Below are 12,751 nucleotides of genomic sequence, written 5' to 3' on the forward strand. Positions count from 1 at the left end.
CTGGAGGTTAAGGCAGCCAAGGATTCGTCAATCCGCATGGTCTCCTCCTTCTCGGTCGGGCACTTCCACGACCTGCGGCATAATGCCGACTCCCACATGGCGATGGCGGGAGTGCCCTTGCGGACGATCGGGGAGATCCTCGGCCACAAGACCGCAGCGATGACCGAGCGGTACGCCCACCTCACCCCCGAGCACAAGAGAAAGGCGGTCGAATGCCTGCCGGATTGGGAAGCCGGGGAAAAAGATGGTCACAAAATGAAAAAGGTTACGGCCCGGGAAGCCGTAACCCGTGGTTTTCATGGTCGGGATGACTGGATTTGAACCAGCGACCCCCTGGTCCCGAACCAGGTGCTCTACCAGGCTGAGCCACATCCCGAACGACCGTGTAATGGTAGCAACGCCGCTACCGGGCCGTCAATATGTAGATCACCCCCATCACGATCAGAAGCCCCCCGAAGGCGCGCTTGAGGAAGAGGTCGGGCAGCGCGACCGTGTAGGAGGCGGAGAGGTACGACCCGGCGAGAAACCCGGCGATCAGCAGGAGGGCGGCCGCGACGTTGACATGTCCCGCCTTGTAGAACTGGAGGAAGGCCAGGATCCCGATCGGCGGAAGGAGCATCCCGAGGGAGGTCCCGACGGCCGTCTTCTGGCTGAAGCCGAAGAGGTAGACCATCGCGGGGATGACGACGACCCCGCCGCCGATCCCGAACATCCCCGACGCGGCGCCGGTGACGACCCCGACCAGCAGAAACCCGAGAAAGGTGACCGGCAAGGCGATCCCCCCCTACAGTCCCAGCGGCTCGCCGCAGACCAGCACGGAGATGTCCGAGTGAGGCGGCTTGCGCTCGATGATCGAGTAGACGCGGCAGATCCGCTGGGGATGGTCGCAGTTTTCGCAGAAGCCCGACGTGGCGCAGGGCGTCCCGAGGCCGAGCCGCTTCGTGTTCCGAGGGGCGGCCACCGATTTGATCCGCCGGATCGCCTCCGACACGCCGGCGACCACCTTCTGCCCCCCCGCGACGACGACGATCTTCTTCGGGCCGAAGGTCATCGCGTTCGTGCGGTTCCCGTTCATGTCCAGGTTCACCAGGCAGCCGTCGAGGGTGACCGCGTTGGTCCCGGTGAGGAACAGGTCGCAGGTGAGCTGGCCGAGCCGGGCCGCCGCCTTCTCCTCCTTGGGCACGCGCCCGTGGTCGAACAGCGTCTTGCCGCTCGCGGCCAGCGAATCGTAGATCCCCATCTCGGCGATCGAGGTGGAGCCGCCGAACCCGATCGTCTCCGCCTTGTCGCACTCCGTGAGCACCCGCTCCCGGACCGATTCCCTGGTGCCGTGGTACTCGGCGTCGAACCCGTTCTTCCGGAGGGCCTCGACGCATTTCTGCCCCCGGACCTCGAGCTGCCAGAGGCCGATCTCGACACGACTCATCGCTTCTCCTCCCGATGGAATGGCCGGGCGCCTCCCGGCGCTCCCTGCGCCTGGACGGAAGCCGCCGCCTTCATCCGCTTCCGCATTCCGGCGATCGTCTTCCCGTAGTCCCCTGTCCCGAAGATCCCGGAGCCGGAGACGATCACGTTGGCCCCGGCCCGCACCACCGTCTCGACGTTGTCCTCCTTGATCCCCCCGTCCACCTCGATGTCGACCGCAAGGCCGGTCCGGGAGAGCTGGGAGCGGAGGAGCTCGATCTTCCCGGTCATCGCGGGAAGGTAGTCCTGGCCGCCGAACCCCGGGTTGACGGTCATGAGCAGCACCATGTCGACGTCGGTGAGGACCCACTCGATCGCCGAAAGGGAGGTCGAAGGGTTGAGCGACACCCCCGCCTTCTTCCCCAGCTCCCGGATCCGGGCGACCGCCCGCTGCAGGTGCGGGGTCGCCTCGGCATGGACGGTGATCACGTCGGCCCCGGCCGCGGCGAAGGCCTCCAGATACTTCTCCGGCTCCACGATCATCAGATGGACGTCGAGCGGAAGCTTCGCGCACTTCCTGATCGCGGCCACCACGGGGGGGCCGATGGTGATGTTGGGGACGAACCGGCCGTCCATGACGTCGATGTGGAGCAGGTCGGCCCCCGCCTTCTCCACGGCGGCCACCTCCTCCGCGAGCCGGCCGAAGTCGGCCGACAGCAGCGACGGCGCGATGTAGTACTCCATGCGGCTTCCCCCTTACGCTGCGGTCCGGTCGATTCTACCACGCGGGCGGCGGCGGAGGGGACCCTTCTCGCCCCCGCTCCCCGCACGCGCCTGCCTCCCCGTCCGGGCCAGGATCGCCGCGAAGAACCCGTCGGTGCCGTGGCGGTGCGGCAGGAGCCGAAGATACCCTTCCGCGGTCCAGGCCTCCGCCGGGCCCTGCCATCCGGGCGGCGGCTCCCGCACCGGCAGCGCGTCCGGTCGCTCCGCCAGGAAGGACTCCACCACCTGCTCGTTCTCCTCCCGGAAGAGGGTGCAGGTGCAGTAGACCAGCAGCCCCCCCGGGCGGAGCGATTCCCAGGCGTTCGAAAGGAGCGATCGCTGGAGGCGCGCCATCCGGGCGGGATCGGCCGGAAGGAACCGCCACTTCGCGTCCGGGTTCCTGCGGATCACCCCCATCCCGGTGCACGGGGCGTCTACGAGGATCTTGTCGAACTCTCCCGCCCGCTTCGGCAGCCGGCCTCCGGAATAATCGTGGGGGCGCAGGCTCACCCCCGTGACCTGGAGACGGGAGACGGTCTGCTCCAGCGCGCGCAGCCTCCCCGGGAGATCGGTCGCGACGATCCTCGCCTTCCCGCCGGCGAGCGCCGCCAGGTGGGTCGTCTTCCCCCCCGGGGAGGCGCAGGCGTCGAGCAGCTCCTCGCCGGGGGCGGGGGAAAGCAGCGGGGCGATCAGCTGGGCCCCCTCGTCGGTCACGAGATAGCCCCCCGAGCGGAATCCCGGGTCGGCGTGCACCATGCCGGGCTCCCCCAGCACGATCCCGTCCGGCGCGAACCGGCAGGGGGAAGGATCCATCCCGGCGTTCGACAGGCGGGAGAGCAGCCCTTCCCGCGTGGTGCGGAACCGGTTCGCCCGGATGGTGAAGGGAGGGCGCTCCAGCGACGCGGCGAGGAAGGCGTCCGCCTCCTCCCGCCCGAGCGATCCGGAGAGCGCCGCGTAAAGCGCCGGGGGGGCGAAGAGCTCGACCGCGCTCCTTCCGGGCTCCTCCCCGGATCGGAGCAGCGCGCGCAGCACCGCGTTCACCAGTCCGCCGATCCGATCCCCCCGGAGCGCCTTGGCGGCTTCGACCGTCTCGTGGAGGGCGGCGCGCCCCGGCACCCGCAGGTAGAAGAGCTGGTAGGCCCCCAGCCGCAGGGCGTTGCGCGCCACCGGATCGGCCTTGTCGATCGGGCGTTCCAGGTGCAGGGAGAGGGAATGGTCGAGGATGCCGCGCCTTCGCAGCGTCCCCATCACCAGCTCCGTGAGAAGCGCACGGTCCCGCGGGTCGGCGAACCTGCGCTGCTCCCGGTCGAGGAGGATGTCGGCATAGGCCCCGCCCCGGTCGACCCGGGTCAGGACACGGAGCGCGGAAGCCCTTACCGGGATAGCCGCTCCCCCTTCCCGATGCGCCGTCCCTGCGCATACTGCCACGAGGGCATCGCCCTTCCCCCCTCCGGCTGGACCCGGGTCAGGAGGATCGATCCTTCCCCGCAGGCGACCGCGATGCCGTCCTTCCCCACCGAGAGGACCTCTCCGGGAGCGACCGCCTCCTCCCGCTTCCCTTCCCCGAGAGCGGCCGACAGGATCTTGAGCGTCCTCCCCCCGTGCATGGTGTACGCGGAGGGCCAAGGGGTCATCCCCCGGACCAGGTCCCGGATCTCCCGGGCGCTCTTCCCCCAGTCGACCGTGCCATGCTCTTTTTTCAGCATCGGGGCATAGGTCGCCTGCGAGCCGTCCTGGGGGATCTCCCGCAGGGTCCCCTCCCGGAGCTTCCCGAGCGCCTCCGCCAGCGCCTCGGCCCCGAGCCGGGAGAGCCGTTCGAACATCGTCCCGGCGGTCTCCTCCTCCCCGATCGGAATCTCCCGCGACAGGAGCATCGGCCCCGTGTCCATCCCGGCGTCCATCCGCATGATCGTCACCCCGGTCGCCGTCTCCCCCCGGACGATCGCCCAGTGGATGGGGGCCGCCCCGCGATACTTCGGCAGCAGGGAGGCATGGACGTTCACACAGAACCTCCGGGGGATTTCCAGGATCGCCTGGGGGAGGATCTGCCCGTAGGCGACCACGACGATCAGGTCGGGCCGCTCCGCCCGGATCCGCTCCACCGACTCTGGGGAGCGGGCCTTCTCCGGCTGGAAGACCGGAAGGCCGCGGCGAAGGGCCTCCTCCTTCACGGGGGACATGGCGACGGTCCTCCCCCGGCCGGCGGGGCGATCGGGGTTGGTGACGACCAGGGTGACGGTTTCCGTTTCGGCGAGCACCGCGAGGGAGGGGACGGCGAACTCCGGCGTCCCCAGGAACACCAGGCGGAAGGGGGTCACTACCTATTGGGCGGAGGCCGCCGGTTCGGTCAGCCTGTCGATGAACAGGATGCCGTCCAGGTGGTCGATCTCGTGCTGGATGGCGCGGGCGAGCAGCCCCTGCGCGCGGAGCGTCAGCGGGGATCCCTTCCCGTCCATCCCCTGGACCAGGATCGTTTCGGCGCGGGCGACCTCTCCCTCGACGCCGGGGACGCTCAGGCACCCCTCGGGGCCCTGGACGCACCCCTGGCTCTCCACGATCTCCGGGTTCACGAGCGCCAGCGGGGCCGCCTCCTCCTCGACCGGGGAGATGTCGATCACGATCACCCGCTTCCCCACGCCGATCTGCGTGGCCGCGAGGCCGACCCCGCTCGCGGCGTACATCGTCTCGAACAGGTCGCGAACCAGGGTCCGCACCGAATCGCCCACCTTCGAGACGGGAGCCGCCCTCGTCGCGAGGAAGGGATCAGGATAGGTAAGGATCGTTCTTATCATCGCCTCGTTCCTTCTTCGGCGGATAAAACCGCACGGTGTTCTTTCCGCTCTCCTTTCCCCAGTATAGCGCCCGGTCGGCGTTGCCGACAAGGAGGTCTCCGGAAATCTCGGCCCCGGGGACGATCGAGGAGACCCCGAAGGTCGCGGTCAGCGAAAGCCGGTCCCGGGAGGCCTCGAACACCCCCTCCGCGACCGCCTGCTGCGCCCGGGAGGCCGCCAGGAGGGCCTGCGCCGGCTCGGCGTCGACCAGCAGCCAGGCGAACTCGTCCCCTCCCAGCCTCGCCACGGTATCGTAGGTCCTCTTCGCGCCGGAAATCAGGGTCCCGAACTGGCGGAGCACGGAGTCCCCTTCCGGGTGCCCGTAGGTGTCGTTCACCCGCTTGAAATCGTCGATATCCATCAGGATGCAGGACAGGGGGCGGCCGATTCGCCGCGACATCTCGACGTTGCGCGCCAGGTCCAGGGAAAAGTGCCTCCGGTTGGGCAGGCCGGTCAGTTCGTCCCGCAGCGTCATCTCCCGAAGCGCCCGGTTCGCGTCCTCGAGCGACTGGTAGAGCGCCCCGTACCGCAGCAGGGGGCGGGCCTGCTCCACGAGGGCGGAGACGGAAAGGTCGGCCGGGGCGACCATGTCCACCCCCGACGCCCGGAACCGCTCCGCGCGCAGGATGGCGTTCATCCCCCCCACCAGGATGAGCGGCACTCCCAGGGCGCCCCGGCGCTCCCGGAAGCGGCGGATCGTCTCCATCTCGCCGGACGCGTTTCCGTACTCGCCGAGAAAGACCCCGGATAGATCGCCGCAGGAGAGGCGGGGGTCCAGCAGCCGGTCCCAGGAAACCGCCTCCTCGACCCGGTACCCCTCCCCGGCGAGAAACCGGGCGGCCTGCTGCAGCACGGGCCAGAGAGGCCGGGCGATCAGGACGGTGTTCCCCATGGGCGGACCCCGTGCTCCTTGCGCGGAAAGATTTCCCGCCCATTATGAAGAATAATTTCTCCGGGGGATAGTTCTCGTGATGCGGTCAGGCCGGTTTCTCCCCCTCCCGCAATCCGAGGGCCCTGGCGTTCCGAAGCGCCACAGCGGCGGTATTCGCGAAGGTGATAAGCAACTCCAGGTCTTCCCGAGCGAACGCCTCCCGCTTGTGGTGGTCGAGGTTCAGCACCCCCACCGTCTCGTCCCCCCACTGGATCGGAGCCGCCATCTCCGACCGGACCTCCGGGTTGGCCTCCACGTACCGCGGGTCGCTCCCGACGTCCGGGACCAGGACCGCCTTGCCTTCCTTCGCCACCCACCCGGTGATCCCCTCCCCGATCCGGAGAAGGATCTTCTCCTTCACCTCGGGGCCCAGCCCCCGTTCCGCCTCGATCCGGAGCAGCCCCGACTCCCGGTCGACGAGACTCACCGACCCGCTGGATGCGCCCATCAGCTCCACCGCCCGGTCGGTGACCAGCTGGAAGAGGATTTTCGGGTCCCGTTCCTCGTTCAGCGCCCTGCTGACCTCGAAAATCGCGGTGAGTTTTCTCGCTTTCCGCTCGAGCCTGGCCACCAGGTCGGCGTTCTGCAGCGTCACCCCGGCGAAGTTCGCCATCACGGAGACCAGCTTGAGGTCCCCCTCGGAGAGATCCCTCCCGTCCAGGGGGGTGGCTGCGGCCAGGATCCCCACCGGGCCGGCGGGCCCCTGGATCGGCGCCGCGAGGAACCCCTTCACGTCGAGACGGCGCATCAGCCGCAACAGGTTCCGGTCCGCCCGCCCCTCGGAGACGAGCATCGCCTCACCGCTCGACAGGATCCGGTCGAAGACCGCGGCATGGACCTCCCGGCTGTACTTCTCGAACTGCTTCCCGCGGGGGATCCCGGCGGCGGCCCGCAGGGCCAGCATCTCCTCCCCCGGGACCCGGAGCAGGAGGACACACCGCTCCATCCGCAGGATCGAGGTGGCCGCGGACACGATCAGGTCCAGGCTTTCCTGCCGGCTCCCCGCGGTCGTGTTCATCGCCCGGGAGACCTCGAAGAAGCCCGAGGTGATCGCGCCGGCGAGCGCGACCTCCCGGGTGGACTCCCTCGGATTCCTCCCGAGAAACGCCTCGAGCAGGAAGGATCCGACCGTCATTTGCCCCCCAGAAGCTTCCGCACGGTCGTCTTGAGCTCCGAGGTGTCGTGGGACTTGACGATGTAGGCGTCCGAGGCCCAGGTGTTGAAATCCTGCCGGAACTCCCCGAACGCGGTGACCAGCAGGACGGGAACCGATTCGTCCTTCTCCCGGATCCTGCGGAGCACCTCGATCCCGTCCAGGCCGGGCATCTTCACGTCGAGCGTCACGAGATCGGGGCGGAAGGTGCCCATCTTGCCGAGCGCCTCCTGGCCGTCCTCCGCCAGCTCCACCTGGTACCCCTCCTCGGCCAGCTCGTCCCGGTACAGCTCGCGGATATACTCCTCGTCGTCGACCACCAGGATCTTCTTCATGGAGGGACCTCCTTTCTCCCGGGGGTTCCGCCCCGGCGGGACACCCCTGCGGATCATCGGCCGGACCTCGATCGCCTTCCCGCCGCCTCCCCCGCTTCCTCCGGGCTCTCTCCCCATCGCGGGACGAGCCCCGCGTCGATCCCGATCCGGGAGAGGATGCGCGCGACGACGAAATCGACCATCTGCCCCACGGTGGCCGGCCGGTGGTAGAAGCCGGGGCAGGCGGGGAGGATCTCCGCGCCGGCCCGGGACAGCGTCAGCATGTTCTCCAGGTGGATCGCGGAGAAGGGGGTCTCCCGGGGGACCAGGACCAGCGGCACCCGCTCCTTGATCGCCACGTCCGCGCACCGGCAGAGGACCGACGAGGCGGTCCCGTGGGCGATCCGTCCGAGCATCCCCATCGAGCAGGGGGCGACGATCATCGCATCCGGGGGGTTCGAGCCGGAGGCGAAGGGGATCCGGAAGTCGTCCTCGGCATGCAGGGAGAAGGCGTCCGGCGCGGCGCGCAGCAGCCCGGCGATCCACCACTTCCTCGCGGGCAGCCCGGCCGGAACCGCGGCGGAGTCGCGCCCCTCGGCCGGCAGCTCCTCCCCCAGGATCTGCCAGGCCGTCTCCGTGACCACCAGGTGCAGCTCCGCCCCGCGGGAGAGAAGCACTTCCGCGGTGCGGACGCCGTAGACGGCGCCGCTGGCGCCGGATATGCCGAGCAGCACCTTCATGGAGTTTCCCTGCACCCCGCGCGAGGCGATCGTCAGAGCACCAGGTCGAGACAGGTGAACAGGCCCAGCGCGACGCTGACGATCCCGTTCAGGTTGAAAAAAGCCACGTTCAGGCGGGAGAGGTCGCCCTCGCGCAGGATCGCGTGCTCGTAGACCAGCACCGCCACGCAGACCGCCCACCCGGCCAGGAACCATCCTCCCAGCGCAAAGATATGATATCCCACCAGGAGCAGCGCCGCCATGACGAAATGGCACCCCCTTGCGACCCAGAGCGATCCTCCCACCCCGAGGTGTCTGGGAATGGAATGGAGCCCCTCCTTCCGGTCGAACTCGATGTCCTGGAGGGCATAGAGGATGTCGAATCCGGCCACCCAGAAGAGGACGGCGAACGAGATCACCAGCGCCCGCGGATCGAACGACCCGGTCACGGCGATCCAGGCCGCCAGCGGCGCCGCCCCCAGGCAGGCCCCCAGGACGACGTGGGAGACCCAGGTGAACCGCTTCGTGTAGGAGTAGGAAAAGAGCAGCAGCAGGAGAACGGGGGAGAGCTTGAGGCAGAGGGGGTTCAGCTTCGCGGCGGAGAGCAGCAGCAGCAGGACCGACAGGAAGATGAAGACCCCCGCCATCGGCTTGCTCACCTCCCCCTTCGGGATCGCCCGCCCGCTCGTGCGGGGATTCCGTGCGTCGATTTCCGCATCGACGAGCCGGTTGAACCCCATCGCGGCGCTGCGCCCTCCGAACATCGCCAGCACGACATAGAAGACGGTCCGGCCGGAGGGGAGCCCCCCGGCGGCGAGAAAGGCGCCCATGAAGGCGAACGGCAGCGCGAACACGGTGTGCGCCACCTTGATCATCTCGAGATAGACTCCGACCCGCCCGAGCATCAGAATCCCCCTCCCCCGGCGGTGGACGGACCCTCGCTCGCGGGGAGGATCCCCTCGGCTACGCTCGCGATCTTCGCCCGCTCGCTGCCGTTCCACTCGCCGGATTTGGCACCCTGTTGTGGGGACACTCCTCTACCGCCACCCGGAATTGAACCAGGAATGTCCCCGCCGCCTCGTGGACCCCCCCCGCATCGCTGCGGGTCCCCTGCAGCAGGTGGCGCAGTTCCCCGCGCCCTCGCAACGGGGCGCTCCAAGTGGCGGAGCCAGCCGAAGGAGGGGGGCTGAGCGGAGATAAAAAGATTGATCCGCGGGCGAAGGGCGGGCGAAGCAAAGCCCCCCTCCGAGGCGGCGAAGCCGACCCCTTCCGCCCCGCAGGTCACGATGACGACACGATCCGAAGAGCGGGTCCCCGCGAGCAAGGGGCCCCCCGGCGGCGGAGCCAGTACCTGCGGTGGGCGGGGCGGCATCAGAACCCGTACTCCTTCCAGCGCTTCGTGACGAGGGCCACGACCTCCTCCGGCATCCGGATATCCTCGGGCCACTCGCGGTGAAACCCCTCCGACTTCCATTTCCGCGTCGCGTCGATCCCCATCTTCGACCCGTAGTGCGGAACCGGGGAGGCATGCTCCAGCGCGTCGACCGGGCCCTCCACGATCATCGTGTCGCGCTTCGGGTCGACGTTGTTCCCGATCCGCCAGAGCACCTCGGAGAGATCCTGGATGTTCACGTCGGCGTCGAAGATCACGACGAACTTCGAGAACATGAGCAGCCCCATCCCCCAGACGGCGCTCATCACCTTCCGGGCGTGGCCGGGGTACCGCTTGTCGATCGCGAAGAAGGCGAAGTTGTGGAAGATCCCCTCGACCGGCAGGTTCATGTCGACCACCTCGGGGACGATCTTGCGCAGCAGCGGCAGGAAGATCCGCTCCGTCGCCTTCCCCAGATAGACATCCTCCATCGGCGGCTTCCCGACGATCGTCGCCGGGTAGACCGGGTCCCTCCGGCGGGTCACGCAGGTCACGTGGAAGACCGGGTACTCGTCGGCCAGGGAGTAGTAACCGGTGTGGTCGCCGAACGGTCCCTCGGTGCGCAGCTCGTCCGGGTCGACATACCCTTCCAGGATCACCTCGGCGTGCGCCGGCACCTCGATGTCGACCGTCCTGCAGCGGACCAGCTCGACCGGCTGCTTTCGGAGGAACCCCGCGAAGACCATCTCGTCCACATCCTCGGGCAGCGGCGCGGAGGCGGCGTAGATCGTCGCCGGATCCCCTCCCAGCGCGACCGCCACCGGCATCCGCTCCCTCTTTTTCCGGAACCCCCGGTAATGCTGCGCCCCGCCTTTGTGGATGTGCCAGTGCATCCCGGTCGTCCGCTCGTCGTAGACATGCATCCGGTACATCCCGACGTTGCGGCGGCCGGACCCGGGGTCCTTCGTAAACACCAGTGGCAGCGTGATGAAGGGCCCACCGTCCCCCGGCCAGGTTTTCACCACCGGGAGGAAGGAGAGGGAGGGACTCTCCCGCTCCACCACCTCCTGGCAGGGGCCGGAGGAGACCGTCTTCGGGATGAAGTCGGCCAGCCGGGCCAGCTTGGGGAGCATCTTCAGCTTCTCGAGGAGGTTGGTGGGGATCTCCGGCTCGATCACCTCGGCCATCCGCGCACCGATCTCGTCGAGGGAGGAGACGCCCAGGGCAAGGCACATCCGCCCCATCGTCCCGAACAGGTTCATCGCGAGGGGGACGGAGGAACCCTTCACCTGCTCGAAGAGCAGGGCCGGGCCGCCCGATTTCATCGCCCGGTCGGCGATCTCCGCCGCCTCCAGTTCGGCGGACACCGGGACCCGGATCCTCTTGAGCTCCCCCCTCGCCTCGAGCGCAGCCATGAACTCCCGCAGATCCCGGAACGCCATCCTCTCCCCGCCTTCCCCGAAAGCAATGAGAAAATCATAGCATACGAACCGCGTTCCCATCCTCCCCGGTCAGCGAACCACCGGGTTATTCATCCGCCAAGGTGTCCCCTCCATTCCGGTTCGTCACCGGGACCGCTCCCGGGAGGGAGGCATCCGGAACAGGCTCCGGCAGCAGGTGCCTGGGAAGAAAGGCGAAATTGGCGATCAGGGTAGGGATCACGGCGCTGGCGATCACCGTGGCCACGAGAAAGCTGTACTGCCCCCGCGTCACGATGCCGTGGGAGTAGCCGTAGAGGGCGGAGATCGTCCCGAAGGTAAGCCCCGTGGACATCATCAGGGTGTAGTACCACCGCTCCTTCCGTTCTTCCCGGAATCGGCCGACCACCGGATACAACCCGAAAATCTTGGAAACGACCTTGCCCGCGAAGAGCAACAGGAATACCGCCGGCAACGCGAGGATGGACGGGATGGAAACGAGCGATCCCGCCCGGAGGAAGTAGAAAGGCGTCAGGAACCCGATGGTCAGCGTGCGCATGCGGCGCACCCAGAAGGCATCGTGGGCAGCCGTTCCGGCGAGCACCATCCCCGCGATATAGGCGGGAAGGACCGCCTCGCTTCCGGACCACAGGGCCAGAGCACCCAGGCCGAAAAGAACCAGGAGCACCCACTTGGCCCGGATCGCCGCCGTGCGGTGGCCGTACCGATCCGTGATCCACGCGGTAAGCCGGGGCAAGAGAGCCAGGACGACGGCGCTTACAGCGACGAAGATCAGCGTCCGCACCGTGAACAGAGCGAAGATCAGCCCCAGGGCGAGGACCGTTCCCAGGTCGTTGACGAAGCAGGCTCCCAGGATTCCCTTTCCGAACTCCGTCCGGTTGAACCCGGTCTCCAGCATGACGGCGTAGACGACCGCCATCGACGTGGTCGAAAGCGCCCCCCCCGCCAGCCAGCTCGCGGCGGGATCCCAGCCGAGCACGTACCGCGCCAGCGCAGCGCAGCCCAGGAAGGGTGCGAGAAATCCCACCAGGCCGACGACGGTGACTTCCCGCCCCTTGGACCGCAGCACGGCCGGTTCCAGCTCCGCCCCGGCGAGGAAGGTGAGCAGGATGGCTCCCGTTCCCGCCAGGAAGCGCAGCCACTCCACATCGGACCCGAGAGCTCCGTTCCCCAGGTAGTGGCTGGCGACCGCCCCCGCGGCGACCCCCACGCAGATCTCCATGAGCGCCATGGACACGCGCAGGTGGTTCGCAAGGATGGTCGAGACCACCGCCAGTCCAAGCCAGACCGTCGCGATCCCCAGTGTTTCCGCCATGATTGCCTCCTCCTCCATCGATGTCGTTCCCAACAAAAAAAACCCGCCGCATGGCGGGCGCAGCAACCGGTCGGTTCCCGCTCCTGCCGCAACGCATGCGCAAGCAGGAGTCATCAGCCGTCCGTTCGACAGGCGGTTCCGGGCGAACTCCATCGCCCTGGTTCGGGTGTATGGTTAGCACTTCCCCGGCGGGATTGTCAACGGGCCTCCCCTGGGGAGTGGAAACGACAGGCCGCCGGGCCCGGGGTCAGGCAGGGTCCGTTTCTTCCTCCTCCAGGTTCTCCGGCATCCCCTCCACGAAGGCGCGGATCTGGTTGCGGGCGGAGCGGAATTTCGGCATCACCTCCTGCTTCGACCCCCGCGCCATGACCGGGTCCTCGAAGGGACGGTGGATCCGCTTCCCGAACCCCGGATACTCGGGGCAGACCCCGTCGGCATAGCCGCACAGCGTCACGACGTAGTCGAACCGGATCCCCTCCAGATCCTCCGCATGCTTGGAATAGTGCCCGGA

At 68.3% G+C, this 12,751-nt stretch carries 13 protein-coding genes, 1 tRNA gene and 2 pseudogenes; all 16 read right to left on the reverse strand.

Features of this window, described 5'->3' with window-relative positions:
- The 16 genes and pseudogenes from A2X88_05430 to A2X88_05505 all read right to left on the reverse strand — a co-directional run bounded on the left by A2X88_05430 (window position 1) and on the right by A2X88_05505 (window position 12,751).
- A pseudogene (locus tag A2X88_05430) lies at window positions 1-185 on the reverse strand (hypothetical protein).
- Window positions 186-299: 114 nt separating this feature from the next.
- Window positions 300-376, reverse strand: a tRNA-Pro gene (locus A2X88_05435).
- A 27-nt stretch (window positions 377-403) separates the two neighbouring features.
- Window positions 404-712, reverse strand: coding sequence for a permease (locus A2X88_05440; protein OGP33294.1), 309 nt, complete (start codon window positions 710-712; stop codon window positions 404-406).
- A gap of 72 nt (window positions 713-784) precedes the next feature.
- Window positions 785-1,426 (reverse strand): hypothetical protein, encoded by a 642-nt coding sequence (locus A2X88_05445; GenBank protein ID OGP33285.1) that lies wholly within the window; start codon window positions 1,424-1,426, stop codon window positions 785-787.
- Window positions 1,423-2,148 (reverse strand): ribulose-phosphate 3-epimerase, encoded by a 726-nt coding sequence (locus A2X88_05450; GenBank protein ID OGP33286.1) that lies wholly within the window; start codon window positions 2,146-2,148, stop codon window positions 1,423-1,425. Before A2X88_05450 ends, A2X88_05445 begins: the two co-directional genes overlap by 4 nt.
- A 12-nt stretch (window positions 2,149-2,160) precedes the next feature.
- Window positions 2,161-3,594: a 16S rRNA (cytosine(967)-C(5))-methyltransferase gene (locus A2X88_05455; GenBank protein OGP33287.1), complete on the reverse strand. Its 1,434-nt coding sequence runs from the start codon at window positions 3,592-3,594 to the stop codon at window positions 2,161-2,163.
- Window positions 3,540-4,484, reverse strand: a complete 945-nt coding sequence (locus tag A2X88_05460; GenBank protein ID OGP33288.1) for a methionyl-tRNA formyltransferase — start codon at window positions 4,482-4,484, stop codon at window positions 3,540-3,542. Before A2X88_05460 ends, A2X88_05455 begins: the two co-directional genes overlap by 55 nt.
- A gap of 3 nt (window positions 4,485-4,487) precedes the next feature.
- A complete protein-coding gene (locus A2X88_05465; GenBank protein OGP33289.1) occupies window positions 4,488-4,958 on the reverse strand; it encodes a peptide deformylase in 471 nt (156 codons plus the stop codon).
- Window positions 4,930-5,889, reverse strand: coding sequence for a hypothetical protein (locus A2X88_05470; protein OGP33290.1), 960 nt, complete (start codon window positions 5,887-5,889; stop codon window positions 4,930-4,932). Before A2X88_05470 ends, A2X88_05465 begins: the two co-directional genes overlap by 29 nt.
- 85 nt (window positions 5,890-5,974) lie before the next feature.
- Complete coding sequence (locus A2X88_05475) at window positions 5,975-7,063, reverse strand: hypothetical protein (GenBank protein ID OGP33291.1); 1,089 nt, start codon at window positions 7,061-7,063, stop codon at window positions 5,975-5,977.
- Window positions 7,060-7,416, reverse strand: coding sequence for a two-component system response regulator (locus A2X88_05480; protein OGP33295.1), 357 nt, complete (start codon window positions 7,414-7,416; stop codon window positions 7,060-7,062). The genes A2X88_05475 and A2X88_05480 overlap by 4 nt, the downstream gene beginning before the upstream one ends.
- 53 nt (window positions 7,417-7,469) lie before the next feature.
- Window positions 7,470-8,135, reverse strand: a complete 666-nt coding sequence (locus tag A2X88_05485) for a hypothetical protein (GenBank protein OGP33292.1) — start codon at window positions 8,133-8,135, stop codon at window positions 7,470-7,472.
- A 32-nt stretch (window positions 8,136-8,167) separates the two neighbouring features.
- Window positions 8,168-9,019, reverse strand: a complete 852-nt coding sequence (locus tag A2X88_05490) for a 4-hydroxybenzoate octaprenyltransferase (protein ID OGP33293.1) — start codon at window positions 9,017-9,019, stop codon at window positions 8,168-8,170.
- Window positions 9,020-9,485: 466 nt separating this feature from the next.
- The gene (locus A2X88_05495; GenBank protein ID OGP33296.1) at window positions 9,486-10,928 is read right to left on the reverse strand and encodes a menaquinone biosynthesis decarboxylase; all 1,443 of its coding nucleotides are present in this window, start codon (window positions 10,926-10,928) and stop codon (window positions 9,486-9,488) included.
- An 85-nt stretch (window positions 10,929-11,013) separates the two neighbouring features.
- Window positions 11,014-12,240 carry a potassium transporter Kef gene (locus A2X88_05500; protein OGP33297.1) on the reverse strand — a complete coding sequence of 409 codons (1,227 nt, stop codon included), beginning with the start codon at window positions 12,238-12,240 and terminating at the stop codon, window positions 11,014-11,016.
- 247 nt (window positions 12,241-12,487) lie between these two features.
- Window positions 12,488-12,751: pseudogene (locus tag A2X88_05505) on the reverse strand (hypothetical protein).

The sequence above is a fragment of the Deltaproteobacteria bacterium GWC2_65_14 genome (assembly GCA_001797615.1).
In the GTDB taxonomy this organism is placed as follows: Bacteria; Desulfobacterota; Deferrimicrobia; order Deferrimicrobiales; family Deferrimicrobiaceae; genus GWC2-65-14.